Below are 16,960 nucleotides of genomic sequence, written 5' to 3'. Positions count from 1 at the left end.
CGGTCATGTCACTCAAGGTTACGAATGCCCGGCGCAAGCAGCGCGTGCGCCTTGCGCTTCGCCGCTCGGCAGGCGGCCGTCCGCGGCTGTCGGTGTTCCGCTCGTCCAAGCACATCTACGCCCAGGTCATCGACGACCAGAAGGGCGAGACGCTCGCCTCCGCCTCGTCGCTCGAGAAGACCATGCGCGACGCCGGCAAGACCGGCGCCGACATCGATGCGGCGAAGGCGGTCGGCAAGCTGCTCGCCGAGCGCGCGGCGCAGAAGGGCGTCAAGGAAGTCGTGTTCGATCGCGGCGCCTACATCTATCACGGGCGCGTCAAGGCGCTCGCGGATGCGGCGCGCGAAGGCGGATTGAGCTTCTAAACGAATCGATCGATTACAAGGAAAGAGGCGTAAGGCCTCCTAGAGATTGGAAAACACCATGGCAGGTGAACGCGAACGCGGCGGACGCGAACGGAGCAGGGAGCGCGAGGAGCGCGACAGCGAGTTCGTCGACAAGCTCGTCCACATCAATCGCGTGGCGAAGGTCGTCAAGGGCGGCAAGCGCTTCGGCTTTGCGGCGCTGGTCGTGATCGGCGATCAGAAGGGCCGGGTCGGTTTCGGCCACGGCAAGGCGCGCGAAGTACCGGAAGCGATCCGCAAGGCGACCGAATCGGCGAAGCGCAACCTGACGCGCGTCGCGCTGCGCGAGGGCCGCACGCTGCATCACGACGTCGCCGGCCGTCACGGCGCCGGTCGCGTCTATCTGCGCACCGCTCCGGCGGGTACTGGCATCATCGCCGGCGGCCCGATGCGCGCGGTGTTCGAGACGCTCGGCATCCAGGACGTGGTGGCGAAGTCGATCGGCTCGTCGAATCCCTACAACATGGTTCGCGCCACCTTCGACGCGCTGAAGCACCAGGATTCACCGCGTTCGGTGGCTGCCCGCCGCAACATCAAGGTCTCCACCCTGCAGTCGCGCCGCGTCGGCGGCGATGCCGAAGCGGTGGCGGAATAACAACGCGCGCTTCTCGAAGCGCTACTCGGAGTTACTGTCATGGCCAAGGCCAGCAAGACCATCAAGGTCGAGCAGATCGGCAGCGCAATCCGCCGCCATCACTCGCAGCGTTCGACGCTGATCGGCCTCAAGCTCAACAAGATCGGCCGGGTTGCCGAGCTGCAGGACACCCCTGAAGTTCGCGGCATGATCAGCAAGGTTCAGCATCTCGTCCGCGTCGTCGGCGAGTAAGCAGAGATAAGGAGAAGGGCGATGAAGCTCAGCGATATCGCCGACAACGCCGGCTCGCGCAAGAAGCGCATGCGTGTCGGCCGTGGCATCGGTTCCGGCAAGGGCAAGACCTCGGGCCGCGGCGGCAAGGGCCAGACCGCGCGTTCGGGCGTCCGTATCAAGGGTTTCGAAGGCGGCCAGATGCCGATGCATCGCCGTCTGCCGAAGCGCGGCTTCAACAACATCTTCCGGCTCGACTTCGCCGAGATCAATCTCGACCGTCTGCAGGAAGCGATCGACAACAAGCTGGTCGATGCGAGCGCGACGGTGACCGTCGAGACGCTGGTCAAGGCCGGCGTGCTGCGCCGCGCCAAGGACGGCCTGCGGCTGCTCGGCCGCGGCGAGATCAAGACCAAGCTGACCATCGAAGCGCACGGCGCTTCCAAGTCGGCCATTGCCGCGGTCGAAAAGGCCGGCGGCTCGGTCAAGATCCTGGCCCCCGCCAAGGACGAAGGCGAGGCGGCGTAACATCTGCGTCATTGCCCGCTGCCGCAGCGGGCAATCCGCAGATCGAATGATGGACTTATCGAGGCCGAGCACCAGATAATGTCCGGTGTCTGCCGATGGCCCCGATAGAACGAGTTCTTGGGGCGTCGGCGAAGCGGGCTCCGGGAGAAAGCCGAACATGGTCTCAGCAGCCGAACAACTTGCCGCCAACCTCAATTTCGGACAGCTGGCGAAAGCCGACGAGCTGAAGAAGCGCATCTGGTTCACCCTGGGTGCGCTGCTTGTTTATCGGCTGGGCACCTACATCCCGCTGCCCGGCATCGATCCCAACATCTGGGAACAGGTGTTCCGCAGCCAGTCCGGCGGCATCCTCGGCATGTTCAACATGTTCGCCGGCGGCGGCATCCACCGCATGGCGATCTTCGCGCTGAACATCATGCCGTACATCTCGGCATCGATCATCGTGCAGCTGCTGACCACCGTGTCGCCGCAGCTCGAGGCGCTCAAGAAGGAAGGCGAGGCGGGCCGCAAGACGCTGAACCAGTACACCCGCTATCTGACGGTGATCCTGGCGCTGTTCCAGTCCTATGGCATCGCGATCGGCCTCGAAGGCGCCGGCAATGTCGTCAGCGACCCCGGCATGTTCTTCCGGATCTCGACCGCGATCACGCTGACCGGCGGCACCATGTTCCTGATGTGGCTCGGCGAGCAGATCACCTCGCGCGGCATCGGCAACGGTATCTCGCTGATCATCCTGTCCGGCATCGTCGCCGAGCTGCCCTCGGCGCTCGCCAATATGCTGGAACTCGGCCGCCAGGGCGCGATGTCGACCGGCCTGATCCTGATCGTCATCGTGATGGCGGTCGCCGTGATCGCCTTCATCGTGTTCATGGAGCGCGCCCAGCGCCGGCTGCTGATCCAGTATCCGAAGCGCCAGGTCGGCAACAAGATGTTCGAGGGCCAGTCCTCGCATCTGCCGCTCAAGCTCAACACCTCGGGCGTGATTCCGCCGATCTTCGCCTCGTCGCTGCTGCTGCTGCCGACCACGGTCGCGAACTTCAACGCCGGCAAGGGGCCGGAGTGGTTCCAGTGGCTCACCACCCAGCTCAGCCACGGCCGTCCGCTGTTCCTGCTGCTCTATCTGGCGCTGATCGTGTTCTTCGCCTTCTTCTACACCGCGATCGTGTTCAACCCGACCGAGACCGCGGACAATCTGAAGAAGCATGGCGGCTTCATCCCGGGTATCCGGCCCGGTGAGCGCACCGCCGAATACATCGACTACGTGCTGTCGCGCATCACGGTACTCGGCGCGATCTATCTCGCGATCGTCTGCCTGATCCCTGAAATTCTGATTTCCTACGCCTCGGTCCCGTTCTACTTTGGTGGCACGTCGCTCCTGATCGTCGTCAGCGTGACGATGGATACGGTGTCGCAGGTGCAGGGCTATCTGCTCGCCCATCAGTATGAAGGGCTGATCAGGAAGTCGAAGCTCAGGGGAGGCCGCCGCCGCTGATCGCGGCGCGGCGCCAAACTCAAAACACAGGTGTGCGGACGTCGCCCACCTAGCCGGGGGGCGAAACAGATATGAGATTGATCCTTTTGGGGCCGCCGGGCTCGGGCAAGGGAACCCAGGCGCAGCGGCTGGTGCACCGGCATGGCATCGTTCAGCTCTCGACCGGCGAGATGCTGCGCGCTGCGGTCGCCGCGGGCACCCCGGTCGGCTTGCAGGCCAAGGAGATCATGGCCAATGGCGGCCTGGTTCCAGACGAGGTCGTGGTGGGAATCATCGCCGATCGAATCGAGGAGCCCGATGCCAAGAAGGGCTTCATTCTCGACGGCTTCCCGCGCACCGTGCCGCAGGCCGAGGCGCTGGACGAATTGCTCCGCAAGAAGCACCTCAAGCTCGACGCCGTCGTTGAGCTGCGCGTCAACGAGAGCGCGCTGCTCGCCCGCGTCGAGAAGCGTGCCGAGGAAACCCGCGCGCGCGGCGAGGAAGTCCGCCTCGACGACACGCCGGAAGTGCTGACCAAGCGCCTGGCGCAGTACCGCTCGCTGACGGAACCGCTGATTCACTATTATTCGGAGCGGCGGAAGCTTTTGACCGTCGATGGCATGATGACCATCGAGCACGTCACCCGCGAGATCAACCGGATCCTGACCGCGCTCGGCGCGCTGGAACCGAAAGATCACGAGGATCACGCCCCCAAGGTGGCCAAAAAAGTCGCCAGGACGGTAAAGAAGACCGCGAAGAAGACCGCCAAAGCGGCCAAAAAGGCTGCCAAACCCGCCCGGAAGGCTGCCAAGGCGCCCTCCAGGGCCAAAGCGGCCAAGAAGGCTGCCAAGAAGGCCCCGAAGAAGGCCGCTCGTGCGGCAAATGCCCGGAAGGGGGCAAAGACCGCCAAAAAGGCAGCAAAAAAGCTCACGAAAAAGCGAGCTAAACGCTAGGAGCGGTTGACGAAACCGACATGAATCCTTTAATAAGCCCCGCATCCAAGTTGGATAGTTTTATGACGATGCCGGGCCCCGAAGGACATGAGGGGAAGGGCGTCGTGTTCGCGTTTGTGGACACAAGCCCGAGAGAGCAAGAACTTGAGAAGCCCGTATCCGTGATGGAGCGGCGACAGGAGAGAAGTCCGTGGCCCGTATTGCCGGCGTCAACATCCCGACCAACAAGCGCGTCCTGATCGCGCTTCAGTACATCCATGGTATCGGCCAGAAGAACGCGGCCGACATCATCGAGAAGGTGAAGATCCCCGTGGACCGTCGCGTCAACCAGTTGACCGACCAGGAGGTCCTCCAGATCCGCGAAGTCATCGACCGCGACTATCTGGTCGAGGGCGACCTCCGTCGCGAGGTCGGCATCAACATCAAGCGGTTGATGGACCTCGGCTGCTATCGCGGCCTGCGTCATCGCCGCGGTCTGCCGGTGCGCGGCCAGCGCACCCACACCAATGCGCGCACGCGCAAGGGGCCGGCCAAGGCGATCGCCGGCAAGAAGAAGTAAGTTTTGCGAATTGCAGGTGGGGAGTAGCGAATCGAAATTCGCTACTCGCCATTTGCGTTTTGAGGTGTAGCCGCTGGCACTACGGCGGCGCTTGAGATCACAGGAAAGGTTTGAAATGGGCAAGGAAGCCACCCGCGTACGCCGCCGCGAACGCAAGAACATCGCCTCCGGCATCGCGCACGTGAATTCGTCGTTCAACAACACGACCATCACCATCACCGACGCGCAGGGCAACACCATCGCCTGGTCGTCAGCCGGCACGATGGGCTTCAAGGGTTCGCGCAAGTCGACCCCTTACGCCGCGCAGGTTGCGGCTGAAGACGTCTCCAAGAAGGCGCAGGAACACGGCATGCGCACGCTGGAGGTTGAAGTGGCCGGCCCGGGTTCGGGCCGTGAGTCGGCGCTCCGCGCGCTGCAGGCTGCGGGCTTCACCGTCACCTCGATCCGCGACGTGACCACGATCCCGCACAATGGCTGCCGTCCGCGCAAGCGTCGGCGCGTTTGATCTGTAAGTCGCGGGCGGCCTCTGGCCGCCCTGCGATGGTTTTTGGAATTGACCGCGCGGACTGATCCGCGATCTCCAACGCCAGGTTCGGCCATTCGATTGGCCCGATGACCGGCAAAGGGTGAAAAAGTGACGATCCAGAAAAATTGGCAAGAACTCATTCGACCGAACAAGCTGCAGGTGACGCCGGGCTCGGACGCGAGCCGGTTCGCCACCGTCGTCGCCGAGCCGCTCGAGCGCGGCTTCGGCCAGACGCTCGGCAACGCGCTGCGCCGCATCCTGTTGTCCTCGCTGCAGGGCGCGGCGGTGCAGTCGGTGCACATCGACGGCGTGCTGCACGAGTTCTCCTCGATCGCCGGTGTCCGTGAAGACGTCACCGACATCGTCCTCAACATCAAGGACATCTCGATCAAGATGCAGGGCGAAGGCCCGAAGCGCATGGTCGTGAAGAAGCAGGGCCCGGGTGCCGTCACCGCCGGCGACATCCAGACCGTCGGCGACGTCACCGTGCTCAACCCCGATCTGCAGCTTTGCACGCTGGACGACGGCGCAGAGATCCGCATGGAGTTCACGGTCACCACCGGCAAGGGCTATGTCGCCGCCGAGCGCAACCGTCCCGAGGACGCGCCGATCGGCCTGATCCCGGTCGACAGCCTGTTCTCGCCGGTCCGCAAGGTCTCCTACAAGGTCGAGAACACCCGCGAGGGCCAGATCCTCGACTACGACAAGCTGACCATGACGATCGAGACCAACGGCGCGATCACGCCGGAGGACGCGGTGGCTTACGCTGCGCGCATCCTGCAGGATCAGCTCAACGTGTTCGTCAACTTCGAAGAGCCGCGCAAGGAAGTCACGCAGGAGATCATCCCCGATCTCGCGTTCAACCCGGCGTTCCTCAAGAAGGTCGACGAGCTCGAGCTGTCGGTGCGTTCGGCAAACTGTCTGAAGAACGACAACATCGTCTACATCGGCGACCTCGTGCAGAAGTCGGAAGCGGAAATGCTCCGCACCCCGAACTTCGGCCGCAAGTCGCTGAACGAGATCAAGGAAGTGCTGGCCCAGATGGGTCTGCACCTCGGCATGGAAGTGCCGGGCTGGCCGCCGGAGAACATCGACGAGCTCGCCAAGCGCTTCGAGGATCACTACTGATCCGTTTTCACCGTCGTGGCCGGAAACTTTCCGGCCACGATTTTTTTGCGGCACGATCCCGGAAAAGTGCGCAGCGGTTTTCCGACAAGGATCATGCCCAAGTTAAGTAGCAAAAGCGCGACGTCGCGCTTTTGCGGGCGAACGCAGGATGCCCACCTGCACTTGTCGCTGAACCACCGCGACAGAATTGAAGAAGGAATAAGTCAATGCGTCACGGCAAGGTTCATCGGAAGCTCAACCGCACCGCCGAGCACCGGCGTGCAATGTTCGCCAACATGGCGGCCGCGCTGATCAAGCACGAGCAGATCGTCACCACGCTGCCGAAGGCCAAGGAGCTGCGGCCGATCGTCGAGAAGCTCGTCACCCTCGGCAAGAAGGGCGGTCTCGCCCTGCGCCGCCAGGCGATCTCGGAGCTGCGCGACCAGGATCAGGTCAAGAAGCTGTTCGACACGCTGGCGACCCGCTACAAGGACCGCCAGGGCGGCTACACCCGCATCATCAAGGCCGGCTTCCGCTACGGCGACAACGCGGCGATGGCCGTGATCGAATTCGTCGACCGCGACGTCGATGCCAAGGGCCAGGACTCCGGTCCCGCCCAGGGCAACGAAGCCGAGGCGGCGTAAGCCGGTTTGGAGCCAAGGTTTTGAAAGCGGCGCCCTCGGGCGCCGTTTTTGTTTTGTGGCTAGCCGGCGCGGATCGTCGCGATGAAATTGTCGAGCTCCTGCCTCAGGCGGCCGTTACCGTCCGACAGCAGCCGCGACGAGCTCAGCACCTGGGAGGAGGCGCTGCCGGTCCTGGAGGCGCCGCTCGCCACCTGTCCGATGCTGACGGCCACCTGCGCGGTTCGCTCCGAGGCGATCTGAACGTTTTCCGCGATGCTCCGCGTCGCGCTGCCTTGCGCGTCGATGGCCTTGGCCACGTCGGAGGCGATCTGCGCGATCCGCCGGATGATGCCGGCGATATCGCCGATCGCGCCGGCGGACTGCCGTGTCGCGGCCTGGATATCCGCGATCTGGCTGCGAATGTCCTCGGTAGCATCAGCGGTCTGCCTGGCGAGCGTCTTCACCTCCTGCGCGACCACGGCAAAACCCGAGCCTGCCGCGCCGGCGCGCGCGGCCTCGATCGTCGCATTGAGCGCGAGCAAATTGGTCTGCCGTGCGATCGCAGCGATCAGCTGCACCACGTTGCCGATGCGGTCGGCGGCGGAGGCGAGCTGCGCCATCCGCGCGTCGGTCTGCTGTGCCTGGGCGACGGCGTCGCTGGCGAAACTGGCGGATTCGCCGACCTGGCGTCCGATCTCGGCAGCCGATGCGATCATCTGCTCGGTCGCCGCCGCAACCCGCCTGACATTGTCGGAAGCCTCTTCGGAGGCGGCCGCGACATTGGCGGACAGGTCCTGGGTGTGATGGGCGGTGTCGCTGAGGTCGCGGGCCGAGGCCGCAAGCTCTTCGGAGGCCGCCGAGACCGTGGCGATGACGTTGCCGGCGCTGGCCTCGAACGCCGCCGCAAGCCGCGCCAGCTCGGCCCTGTGCCGGTCGGCCGCGCGGCGGTCTTCCTCGCGCCGGGCGTCGAGCTCGGCGCGCGCCTTGTCCTGCGCCCTGGTCTTGAAGCTCTCGACCGCGCGCGCCATGCCGCCGATCTCGTCGCTGCGCTCGAGGCCGGGCAGGACGACGTCGAATTGTCCATCGGCGAGCTGGCGCATCGCCGCGCTCATCCGGCTGATCAGGCCGGCGACGCGCCGGCCGAACAGGATGGCAAACAGCGTCAGGACGACGGCGACGATCCCGATCAGCCAGGTGAAGGTCTGCCTGAAAGCGTCGGCCTTTTGCTGCGCGAGCTCGGCGCGGGCGTTGGCCGCTTCGGCAACCTTGACCAGGGCGGGACGGGTGCGGTCGAAGATCTGCGACAGATCGTCCATCTGATCGTCGAGCGTCTGGCGCGAGACCAGGAAACCGGCGAAGGCGAGCTTGTAGGCGCGCGCGAGGCCGAGCGTTTCGGCCTTCATATCCGCCGGCAGCGTGGACGCCGCCAACGCGGTCTCGAATTCGTCCTCGCGTTCGTTGAGCTGGTCGCCGAACCGCTCTTCGCCGCTCAGCGCAAAATCCTTCTCGAGACGGCGCATCGTCAGCAGCAGGATGGTCAGGCGCGGCTGATCGATCTGTCCGACTTTGGTCTCGAATTGCTGGACTGCATTGCGCAGCTTGCCCTGCAAGCCGTCGTTCGGGTTCATGCCGAGGATGCGTTGCGCGCCGACGATATTCTGGAACCGCGTCGCGTAGAGATTGATGCCACTGCGCAGCGACGCGACCTGCCGGATCGGATCGCCTTCCGGCGCGGTCGCAGCAAAAGCTTCGAGCCTGTCGAGCAGGGCGATCTCGTCGGCAACACGGCCGGAAAGTTTCTTCACGAGCCCTTCATCGCGCGACTTCAGGAAGCGGGACGCGATCTGCTGCGTCTCCAGGAAGCCATCCGAGAGCTCGGAGAGTTGCGCCCGGAAGCGCATGCTGTCATCGGACTCGCGCTGAACACGGGCCGCGTAGTCGAGGCCGCCGAGGCAGGTGACGCCGATGATGGCAACGCCACCGATCCCGAGCATCGCGATCTGGCTTTTGAGGCTGGGACGAAATCGCTTCAGGACATCAGCGGCGAACGGCTTCATCCTGGACACAACGAACATCTGGTGCATTCCTGTCAGTCGCGGAGCTCCGGACGTCGTTGTCGAAGTGAGGGGCGCGTCCGGTTGCCAACACAACAGCTCGCGCTGTTTGCGGCGACGCTTAGCCGTGGCCAATTGACAATGTGTGAAAGCAACCCGCGTGTGCGCGATGTTTCATATGAAGATTGCATGAAGGCTGGAGAGACGATGCATCAACCAAGATTGCGCGGGACAATTCGAATAGCGACGAAAGCACGCAGCGCGCCGCACGCGTCATTCGCGCGACATGGTTGTCATCGGTCGCCGGCGGTGCTGAGATGCCGCTCTGCACTGCCGCCAATTTGCGCATACGTCTGTCTCAATCCCGGTTGCATCGGCGTGCGCGCATCCAAATATGTCCGACACCGCTGACAGGAGACCTCTCAAATGAAAATCGACCTTTCCGGAAAGACTGCGCTGGTGACCGGCTCGACCGCAGGTATCGGCAACGCCATTGCAAAAGGGCTCGCTGAGACCGGCGCCGAGGTCGTGGTCAATGGCCGCGGTCAGGCCAAGGTCGATGCAGCCGTCGCCGCCATTACCAAGGCGGTGCCGGGCGCGAAGGTCCGCGGCATTGCCGCCGACGTCTCGACCGCAGCCGGCTGCAAGGCGCTGCTCGCGGCGCTGCCCGAGGTCGACATCCTCGTCAACAATGCCGGCATCTTCGAGCCGAAGCCGTTCTTCGACATTCCGGACGAGGACTGGAGCCGCTTCTACGAAGTCAACGTGATGTCGGGCGTGCGGCTGTCGCGCGGGTACATGCAGGGCATGCTGAAGCGCAACTGGGGCCGCATCGTCTTCATCTCCTCGGAGTCCGGCCTCAACATCCCGACCGAGATGATCCACTACGGCATGACGAAGACCGCGCAGCTCGCGATCGCGCGCGGGCTTGCGGAGTTGACCAAGGGCACCGCCGTCACCGTCAACTCCGTGCTGCCCGGACCGACGATGTCCGAAGGCGTCGAGACCTTCGTCAAGGATCTCGCCAGGCAGAACGGCCAGTCGGCCGAGGAGGCGGCCGCCAATTTCGTCAAGCAGCACCGGCCGACCTCGCTGTTGCAGCGCTTTGCCAGCACCGAGGAGATCGCCAATCTCGTCGTCTACGCCTGCTCGAAACAGGCCTCCGCGACCAACGGCGCCGCGCTGCGGGCCGAGGGCGGCATCGTCAACACGATCGCGTGAGGCCGCATGGCGGCCTACGTGATTTCTGAAGTCGAGATGCGGGACCCCGCGGCGTTCGAGGCCTATCGAACGCTGGCGGCGAAAACCATCGAACAGTATGGCGGTCGCTACATCGTGCGCGGCGGTGCCGTTGAAGTGGTGGAGGGCGGTCCGCCGCCCAACGCAATCGTCATCGTCGAGTTTCCGACCATGGCGCGCCTGCGCGAATGGTACGCGTCCGCTGAATACGCCGAAGCGCTGAAGCTGCGCGCGACCGCGCTGGAGCGCCGGCTGCTCTTCGTCGAGGGCGTGCCGCAGCTCTAGAGCAGAGTTTGAATCGAGTCGGCTTGGCCAGGAGCTGCTTGACCTCTCCCCATCGGGGAGAGGTCGATTTGCGAAGCAAATCGGGTGAGGGGCCGCAGCTCCAACGAGGGACCGTAAACCCTCACCCGGCGCTACGCGCCGACCTCTCCCAAGGGAGAGGTGAACCTCCGCGGCCAATCCAGGTCAATCTCATCACGCTTTAGGAAGCTACCCTTTGGCGCCATCAAGAAACTCGCTGAATCCGGCGGGACGGTAAGGGCCGAAGCATATCTGCTCCAGCACGCCGATCCCGGTCCGGTCGCCCTGACGGGCGCGTACCACCTGTTGCACGTGCACGTTCTCGCGGGCCAGCGGGTCGAGCGTGGCAGGATCGAACGACTCGCCGCCGATCTCGAGCTCGCCCTTCCACATGCCCTGGCCCCATTGCGGATGGCCGTAGCCGAGGCCCTTCATCTGGAATTTGAGGATCGGGTCGAGCGCGATGGTCGTGGTGTGGCCGTCGATGTCGACGAGGTCGATCTCGGCCGACTGCGCCAGCCGGGTGTTCGGCACGTATTTGACGCGATGCCGCGCAGTCGCCATCCGGCGGTCGAGGCCATCGACGACGCCGGGGATCTCGGCCTCGCTGCGGTAGAGTGGTGCCGTGATGCCCTCGCGGACCAGCGCCTCGCCCTGCGTGCCGTCGAAGAAGATGGTGTGCGAGATGTGGTCGTCCCAAACCAGCGGCGCCCAGAGGAAGAACACGCTCGGCGGCGGCATCGGCGCGCCGCCGACGTCGCGTTCGCCGACATTGCGCACGCCCCAGGAGCGATCCTTGGTGCCGTAGCAGGTGCGATCGTCGACCTTGATCCCGCCGTCGGGGTGATGCACGACCCCGTTCCAGCGGCCGAACTGGTCGAACCGGGTCGAGTCCATCGCGCGGCGGTCGCCCGACCATAGCGTCTGGCGCGCTTCCTGGATCGCGGCTGTACGTGCCGAGAAGGTCAGGTCGCAGGCGAGGCCGGTCGCATTGTCGTCGAGCACGACGCGGGTCCGCAGCATCGGTTCGAGCACCTCGAGCCTGAACGGGCCGACCTGCATCTCGGTGCGCTCGATCGGCGCCCGCCGCGAACCGTAGAAGCAATGCTGCCGGCCGCCGCGCTCGACGACGCTGAAGGCGCAGTCGAGGATCTTGCGGTGCGGATAGATCGCAATGCCGATGCCGAAATAATACGAGCCGTCGGCGGTGTAGCCATTGAACCAGGTCCGGTCATAGACATTGCGGTCGCTGGTTGAGGGAACCGCGATCGGCTCCGGCGTCTGGTGGATGGGGAAGTCGTCAAGCTTGTTGAGCACGAGGATCCCTCTCGTTTGTTAGTCCTGCCAGTATGAGAAACTGTCGTGATCCAGGGCTTGCGCGCAGGCGCCACGGGTCATTTTCAGGAACAGCGCATCGCCGCGCTCGGAGCGCTGGACGCTGAGCGCGGAGACCACGCCCATCATGATGCCGTGCAGGGTGTAGCGCCGGTAATCCCGCCAGCAATCGTCCCAGCCATAGTCCTGCACGCCGCGGCGGATCAGCTCGGAATGATAGAATCGCACCAGGTCAATTTCATGTAATCGCCGCTCGATTGGGTCGATGCCGGCCGACAGGAAATAGGCGACGTCGACGATCCCAGGCCCGACCGTCAGCGTCTGCCAGTCCAGTGTCGCCATCGGACGGCTGTTGCCGCGGACTTCGAACAGCATGTTGTCGAGCCGGAAGTCCGCATGCTGCAACGTTCGCGGCGTCGATCGATCGGACTGGTAGCGCAATATCGCGTCCGGAAGGCGGTCGATCAGGTCAAGAAATTCCGGCTCGATCACACCGTGATATCGCTCCTTGTAGCGACCTATGATGGCGGGCAGCACCGCGCGAAGGTCTCTGCGCCGGCTGGCAGCCACCACGAAGCAATGCACCGCGTCGAGCGCCGGATCGTTCCATCGCGGCGCATGCAACGCGGCGGCCTCGGTCATCGCCGTCAGGCAGTCCGCGATCGCGCATCCGGCGAGCTGGTCGCCTTGGCGTGCCGGCGCCAGGTCTTCCAGGATCAATGTGAAGTCGTCGGTCGCCGGATCGATTTCAGCGAGGATCGGGCGCGGGGTGTGAATGGCGACGGTCGCCGCCAGCTCGCGATAGAACGCGACCTCGCGGACATAAAGCGTGTGCGCGGAACCGGAATGGCGGCTGTCGGGATCTGCGGCCGGGAACTTGCCGACGACGCTTAAGGGCGCGCTCGGCTCGTCGCCATCATAGCTCAGACGAAAGCGGTAGCTGTCGCCGACGAGGCCGTTGCCGACGGGCTTGCACGTGAGATCAACGACCCTGACCTGATCGATCACACCGGCTTCGCGCAGCGCTCGCGTCATCCACTCCGGATCGATCCGCGACGGATCGGCCGTGAGCAAACTCATCGGCGTCCTCCCATCCCCTTTGCCTACCCTTGGGGCGTCACCACCGCTCCGGCCGTGTCTTGCACGGCCGGATTGAAGACGGGGTGATCGTTGCGCAAATCATACAGGCGATCGTGGCTTTGGCAAAAGCCACCGGACGGCCTGTGGGGATATCTCGGAAGGTGCGTAGGGTGGGTCGGCTGCTCCTACCGCGTTGCAGCCGTTTTTCCCGGATTCTGTGATGGTAAGGGAATCCAGCGTCACTACGACCCGTCATTGCGAGCGAAGCGAAGCAATCCATCTGCCCTCAGACGCGGTTGGATGGATTGCTTCGTCGCTATCGCTCCTCGCAATGACGACGGAGGCAAAGCCGTGGCCTAATCCCCGTACCGCCGTGGACTTACCAGCCCTCCAGCACGATCTTGCCGCGCGACTTGCCGCTTTCCAGCAGCGCGTGGGCGCGCTTGAGATTCGCGGCATTGATGGTGCCGAAGGTCTGGTCGAGCGTGGTACGCAGCACGCCCTTGTCGATCAGGTCGGCGACATCGTTGAGCAGATAATGCTGCGCGATCATGTCTGATGTCTGGAACGACGAGCGCGTGAACATCGACTCCCAGTGGATCGACACGGCCTTGCCCTTGAACGCGACGATGTTGAACTCCGGCGGATCGTCGATCAGGCCGAATCTGCCCTGCGGCGCGATGAAGTCGGCGATCGACTTGTAGTGCTGGTCGGTGAAGGTGAGGCTGGCGACGAGGCCGACCGGCGGCAGCTTCAGCTTCTCGATCTGCTCCTTCATCGGCTGCGAGTGATCGATCACCGCATGCGCGCCGAGGTCGCGGCACCACTTCTGCGACTCCGGCCGCGTCGCGGTCGCAACCACGGTCAGGCCGGTGAGGCGGCGCGCAAGCTGGATCAGGATCGAACCGACGCCGCCGGCGCCGCCGGTGATCAGGAGCGTGCGGGGGTCGAGAGCCTTGCCCGGCACCGCGCCCAGCCGGTCGAACAAGAGCTCCCACGCCGTGATCGAGGTCAAAGGCAGGGCGGCGGCCTGCGCGAAGGACAGCGAGGTGGGCTTGTTGCCGACGATGCGCTCGTCGACCAGATGAAATTCCGAATTGGTGCCCTGGCGCAGGATCGAGCCCGCGTAGAACACTTCATCGCCGGGCTTGAACAGCGAGACGTCGGGCCCGACGGCGTCGACCACGCCGGCCGCGTCAAAGCCGAGGATTTTGTAGCCGCCGTCGGTCGGCGCCGCGCGCTTGCGCACCTTGTAGTCGACCGGGTTGGCCGAGATGGCCTTCACCGCGACGCGGATGTCGCGCCCTTTCGGTTCGGGCTTGGCGATCTCGAAATCGACGAGCGAATCCGCCGCCTCGATCGGCAGCGACTTTTGGTATCCGACGGCCTTCATGGCTGGTCTCCGTGGTGGGCGATTGCCTGCCGTCTAACTGTCGCGCTGGCGTCTATTTGGCAAGTACTGTAAAATCAGGGAACTAGTCCCCGTTTGTATACTATTGGGAAATATCAGATGAAACGGAAGAATTTCGCGCGCCGGCCGGGCTGCGCGGTCGAGGCCGCGCTCGATCTGATCGACGGCAAATGGAAGGGCGTGATCCTGTATCATTTGCAGGCCGGCACCCAGCGCTTCGGCGAATTGCGGCGGCGGATGCCCGGCATCACCCAGCGCATGCTGACCAAGCAGCTGCGCGCGCTGGAGGATGATGGTCTCGTGATCCGCAAGGTCTATGCCGAAGTGCCGCCGCGGGTCGAATACACGCTCTCCGAACTCGGCGAGAGCCTGCGTCCGGTGATCGATATTCTGAAAGCCTGGGGCGAGGGCCACCAGGAACGGCTGTCCTGCGCGCCGGCGCCCGAGGTCGTCGTGAAGAAGAAGCGCGCGGCCTGATCGGCGTTCCCGCTTCACCTCTCCCGGAGGGAGAGGTCAGATCGCATCGCAAGATGCGATCCGGGTGAGGGATTACGCTCCACCGAGGAAGCGGCACCCCTCACCCGAATTGCTTCGCAATTCGACCTCTCCCCGTCGGGGAGAGGTAAGTCGCGTCAGAACGCAACCTGCGTGCGCAGCGCGACCGCGTCGAACTTCGAGCCGACATCGGCAGTCGACGTCGCCGAGGCCTGCTTGGCGATGTCGCCGTGCAAATAGTTCAGCATGAAGCGGACGTTGTTGTTGACGTACCAGTTCAGCGCGGCGGTGTAGACGGTCTGCCGTCCACCCGCGACGCCGACCGCCTGCGCGATCTGATCGTTCAGATCCATCGTGCTGACGCGGCCGGCGATTTCCCAGGCGCCCCAGCCGCCGCCGGCGAACGAGAACGGATCATGCGGCTTGATCCCGCCATAGGAGGCCGTCGCGGGATTGTAGGCGTGGTTCTCGCCGGTCAGCACATAGCCGACCTGCGCGTAACCGCCGTCGAATTTCAGGCTCGGCGCGCCGAACGGCGGCAGCCCGGTATTCGCAGAGCGGTCGACATTGAACCAGTAATATTCGCCCTGCGCGATGAACGGGCCATAGGTCGCCGCCGCCTCGACGCCGTAGACCTGCGCGCCGGAGACGTTGGCGATCGCGCCGGTCGAGATCAGCGTGGTCGGATCGATGCGCAGCTCGGGCCGGTCGCTGAGCGTGAGCGTCTGCGCCTGCGTCAGCTGGTTGCGCGGCGGCTGCACCAGCCATTCCGCATCGGCGCCGATATGCACCGAATAGTTCTTGCCGCTGATCGGATTGCCGGCGACGCGGATCACGCCGCCATACTGCTCGGACGTTCCGGCCGGCGCGGTCGAGGACGCGGAGTGGATCGAACCCGTGGTCGGTCCCGTGACATAGCCGCCGATCCAGAACTGGTCGTTCCACCAGCGGGTGCCGGCGCCCGAACGGAAGTCGCCGGCCGCGATGTTCTGCGCGATGATGCCGACCGAGGCGCGCTCCATGAACAGGATGTCGTTGGAGCTGGTCGCCTCGTCCAGCGTCCACGGGATGTCCATGATGCCGCCTTCGATCGCCATCTTGCCGCCGAACGGCTTGAAGCCGGTGTAGCTCAGATAGGCATTCTCGACGCCGGAGGTACCGCCGCCGGGCAGCGAGCCCGGGGCCGCGCCGCCGAACCCGTCGGACGAGCCGCCGAAGTCGTAGATCAGCGAGTAATTCCAGTCGCCGAAGAACTTGCCGACGATGCCGATGCGCGCGCGGCGGAGGTTTTCGCCGCTGTCGAGCTTCTGCGGCGAGGTGTTCGCGGTGTTCGGGCGATAGTCGTAACCGCCGACGTCCCAGTGGATGCGGCTCGTGATCGCGACGCAGTTCTGTTCGTCCGCGGTGCAGATCGTCGGCCGGTTGTTCGGCATCGTCACCACGACGCCCGACGGCGCGACCGGGCCCTTGACCGGGATAGCGGCGTTGGCGCTTGCGACGCGCGCGGCTTTGGCATCCGCCGCCTTCGCATTGGCGTTCGCGCTGGCCGCGGTGGCGGTGTTGGCGTTGGTCTGCTTCTGCAGTTTATCGAGCTTCTGCTCGAGCATCTTCAGCTGCTGCTTCAGCAGCGCGATCTCCGCATCGCTGCCGCCTCCGGCCGATTGCGAATAGGCCGGCGAGGCCGCGAGCGCCCCTGCCAGCCCTATGGCGATTGCACCAACTTTTGTCGCACCCATTGTGCACCCCTGTTGTGTTTGAAGTCCCCACTCACTCACTGGACGGTCCTAGGAGTTGAACGTGACTGACGCACGACAGCGCTTCCAGGCATCGCAGTTCCGCTTGTTGTCCGCGGGCAACAAGCGGAGCGGCGCAGTGAGATGACAGCCATCATAGGAGTTTGGCGGCGCGCTTCAACGCGGCAGCCGCCGGTTTTGCACCGGTCCGGCAGGGGGCAGTTATCCGGCCCGGCGCCCTTCAATTGCCCGGCGAACACGCCTATATTCCGGCGTTTTCCACGAGAGGTGAGAATGCTCCGACCCGTCCGCTTCGCTGCCATATCCGCGCTGT

General features: G+C 64.6%; 18 protein-coding genes. 13 read left to right on the top strand and 5 right to left on the bottom strand.

Annotated features, from left to right (window positions below):
• Nucleotides 1-5: 5 nt before the first annotated feature.
• From rplR to rplQ, 10 genes are all read left to right on the top strand, one after another.
• The gene (rplR, locus tag BI327_RS02735; protein WP_016843760.1) at nt 6-365 is read left to right on the top strand and encodes a 50S ribosomal protein L18; all 360 of its coding nucleotides are present in this window, start codon (nt 6-8) and stop codon (nt 363-365) included.
• 58 nt (nt 366-423) lie between these two features.
• Entirely contained in the window at nt 424-999 is a 576-nt protein-coding gene (gene rpsE / locus BI327_RS02730; protein ID WP_074126937.1) for a 30S ribosomal protein S5, read from the top strand.
• Nucleotides 1,000-1,038: 39 nt separating this feature from the next.
• Nucleotides 1,039-1,230, top strand: coding sequence for a 50S ribosomal protein L30 (gene rpmD / locus BI327_RS02725; RefSeq protein ID WP_028335461.1), 192 nt, complete (start codon nt 1,039-1,041; stop codon nt 1,228-1,230).
• Between the two features lie 21 nt (nt 1,231-1,251).
• Entirely contained in the window at nt 1,252-1,737 is a 486-nt protein-coding gene (gene rplO, locus BI327_RS02720) for a 50S ribosomal protein L15 (RefSeq protein ID WP_076858257.1), read from the top strand.
• A gap of 157 nt (nt 1,738-1,894) precedes the next feature.
• On the top strand, nt 1,895-3,229 hold the full coding sequence (gene secY, locus BI327_RS02715) for a preprotein translocase subunit SecY (protein ID WP_024578584.1): 1,335 nt from the start codon (nt 1,895-1,897) through the stop codon (nt 3,227-3,229).
• 71 nt (nt 3,230-3,300) lie between these two features.
• Nucleotides 3,301-4,161, top strand: a complete 861-nt coding sequence (locus BI327_RS02710) for an adenylate kinase (protein WP_076858256.1) — start codon at nt 3,301-3,303, stop codon at nt 4,159-4,161.
• Between the two features lie 190 nt (nt 4,162-4,351).
• Nucleotides 4,352-4,720 (top strand): 30S ribosomal protein S13, encoded by a 369-nt coding sequence (gene rpsM / locus BI327_RS02705; RefSeq protein ID WP_050420404.1) that lies wholly within the window; start codon nt 4,352-4,354, stop codon nt 4,718-4,720.
• Between the two features lie 115 nt (nt 4,721-4,835).
• Nucleotides 4,836-5,225: a 30S ribosomal protein S11 gene (rpsK, locus tag BI327_RS02700; protein ID WP_006021048.1), complete on the top strand. Its 390-nt coding sequence runs from the start codon at nt 4,836-4,838 to the stop codon at nt 5,223-5,225.
• A 129-nt stretch (nt 5,226-5,354) separates the two neighbouring features.
• On the top strand, nt 5,355-6,374 hold the full coding sequence (locus BI327_RS02695; protein ID WP_018272129.1) for a DNA-directed RNA polymerase subunit alpha: 1,020 nt from the start codon (nt 5,355-5,357) through the stop codon (nt 6,372-6,374).
• A gap of 206 nt (nt 6,375-6,580) precedes the next feature.
• Nucleotides 6,581-6,997: a 50S ribosomal protein L17 gene (rplQ, locus tag BI327_RS02690; RefSeq protein WP_050420405.1), complete on the top strand. Its 417-nt coding sequence runs from the start codon at nt 6,581-6,583 to the stop codon at nt 6,995-6,997.
• A 59-nt stretch (nt 6,998-7,056) separates the two neighbouring features.
• On the opposite strand, the gene BI327_RS02685 is transcribed toward rplQ, so the two are convergent.
• Complete coding sequence (locus BI327_RS02685; RefSeq protein WP_159450399.1) at nt 7,057-9,051, bottom strand: methyl-accepting chemotaxis protein; 1,995 nt, start codon at nt 9,049-9,051, stop codon at nt 7,057-7,059.
• A gap of 405 nt (nt 9,052-9,456) precedes the next feature.
• On the opposite strand from BI327_RS02685, the gene BI327_RS02680 reads away from it, so the two are divergent.
• A complete protein-coding gene (locus BI327_RS02680; RefSeq protein ID WP_076858255.1) occupies nt 9,457-10,251 on the top strand; it encodes an SDR family NAD(P)-dependent oxidoreductase in 795 nt (264 codons plus the stop codon).
• A gap of 6 nt (nt 10,252-10,257) precedes the next feature.
• Complete coding sequence (locus BI327_RS02675; RefSeq protein ID WP_076858254.1) at nt 10,258-10,554, top strand: DUF1330 domain-containing protein; 297 nt, start codon at nt 10,258-10,260, stop codon at nt 10,552-10,554.
• A 207-nt stretch (nt 10,555-10,761) separates the two neighbouring features.
• Here BI327_RS02675 and BI327_RS02670 read toward each other — a convergent pair whose 3' ends face one another.
• The 3 genes from BI327_RS02670 to BI327_RS02660 form a co-directional block, all read right to left on the bottom strand.
• Nucleotides 10,762-11,889: a hypothetical protein gene (locus BI327_RS02670; protein WP_076858253.1), complete on the bottom strand. Its 1,128-nt coding sequence runs from the start codon at nt 11,887-11,889 to the stop codon at nt 10,762-10,764.
• Nucleotides 11,890-11,907: 18 nt separating this feature from the next.
• Complete coding sequence (locus tag BI327_RS02665; RefSeq protein WP_076858252.1) at nt 11,908-12,987, bottom strand: phosphotransferase; 1,080 nt, start codon at nt 12,985-12,987, stop codon at nt 11,908-11,910.
• Between the two features lie 379 nt (nt 12,988-13,366).
• Nucleotides 13,367-14,380, bottom strand: coding sequence for a zinc-binding alcohol dehydrogenase family protein (locus BI327_RS02660; RefSeq protein ID WP_076858251.1), 1,014 nt, complete (start codon nt 14,378-14,380; stop codon nt 13,367-13,369).
• A 117-nt stretch (nt 14,381-14,497) separates the two neighbouring features.
• On the opposite strand from BI327_RS02660, the gene BI327_RS02655 reads away from it, so the two are divergent.
• Nucleotides 14,498-14,875 (top strand): winged helix-turn-helix transcriptional regulator, encoded by a 378-nt coding sequence (locus BI327_RS02655; protein WP_021081638.1) that lies wholly within the window; start codon nt 14,498-14,500, stop codon nt 14,873-14,875.
• Nucleotides 14,876-15,030: 155 nt separating this feature from the next.
• Here BI327_RS02655 and BI327_RS02650 read toward each other — a convergent pair whose 3' ends face one another.
• Complete coding sequence (locus tag BI327_RS02650) at nt 15,031-16,629, bottom strand: OprO/OprP family phosphate-selective porin (protein WP_076858250.1); 1,599 nt, start codon at nt 16,627-16,629, stop codon at nt 15,031-15,033.
• Nucleotides 16,630-16,960: the final 331 nt, after the last annotated feature.

This window comes from Bradyrhizobium mercantei, from assembly GCF_001982635.1.
GTDB classification, from domain to species: Bacteria; Pseudomonadota; Alphaproteobacteria; order Rhizobiales; family Xanthobacteraceae; genus Bradyrhizobium; species Bradyrhizobium mercantei.
Note: the sequence above shows the minus strand (reverse complement) of the source record. Positions and strands in the feature narration are given on the sequence as shown.

What these genes read in the sequence shown, in the direction of transcription:
- rplR (WP_016843760.1), top strand. Translation starts at nt 6, where the DNA reads ATGTCACTCAAGGTTACGAATGCCCGGCGCAAGCAGCGCGTGCGCCTT.
- rpsE (WP_074126937.1), top strand. Translation starts at nt 424, where the DNA reads ATGGCAGGTGAACGCGAACGCGGCGGACGCGAACGGAGCAGGGAGCGC.
- rpmD (WP_028335461.1), top strand. Translation starts at nt 1,039, where the DNA reads ATGGCCAAGGCCAGCAAGACCATCAAGGTCGAGCAGATCGGCAGCGCA.
- rplO (WP_076858257.1), top strand. Translation starts at nt 1,252, where the DNA reads ATGAAGCTCAGCGATATCGCCGACAACGCCGGCTCGCGCAAGAAGCGC.
- secY (WP_024578584.1), top strand. Translation starts at nt 1,895, where the DNA reads ATGGTCTCAGCAGCCGAACAACTTGCCGCCAACCTCAATTTCGGACAG.
- BI327_RS02710 (WP_076858256.1), top strand. Translation starts at nt 3,301, where the DNA reads ATGAGATTGATCCTTTTGGGGCCGCCGGGCTCGGGCAAGGGAACCCAG.
- rpsK (WP_006021048.1), top strand. Translation starts at nt 4,836, where the DNA reads ATGGGCAAGGAAGCCACCCGCGTACGCCGCCGCGAACGCAAGAACATC.
- rplQ (WP_050420405.1), top strand. Translation starts at nt 6,581, where the DNA reads ATGCGTCACGGCAAGGTTCATCGGAAGCTCAACCGCACCGCCGAGCAC.
- BI327_RS02685 (WP_159450399.1), bottom strand. Translation starts at nt 9,051, where the DNA reads ATGTTCGTTGTGTCCAGGATGAAGCCGTTCGCCGCTGATGTCCTGAAG.
- BI327_RS02680 (WP_076858255.1), top strand. Translation starts at nt 9,457, where the DNA reads ATGAAAATCGACCTTTCCGGAAAGACTGCGCTGGTGACCGGCTCGACC.
- BI327_RS02675 (WP_076858254.1), top strand. Translation starts at nt 10,258, where the DNA reads ATGGCGGCCTACGTGATTTCTGAAGTCGAGATGCGGGACCCCGCGGCG.
- BI327_RS02665 (WP_076858252.1), bottom strand. Translation starts at nt 12,987, where the DNA reads ATGAGTTTGCTCACGGCCGATCCGTCGCGGATCGATCCGGAGTGGATG.
- BI327_RS02660 (WP_076858251.1), bottom strand. Translation starts at nt 14,380, where the DNA reads ATGAAGGCCGTCGGATACCAAAAGTCGCTGCCGATCGAGGCGGCGGAT.
- BI327_RS02655 (WP_021081638.1), top strand. Translation starts at nt 14,498, where the DNA reads ATGAAACGGAAGAATTTCGCGCGCCGGCCGGGCTGCGCGGTCGAGGCC.
- BI327_RS02650 (WP_076858250.1), bottom strand. Translation starts at nt 16,629, where the DNA reads ATGGGTGCGACAAAAGTTGGTGCAATCGCCATAGGGCTGGCAGGGGCG.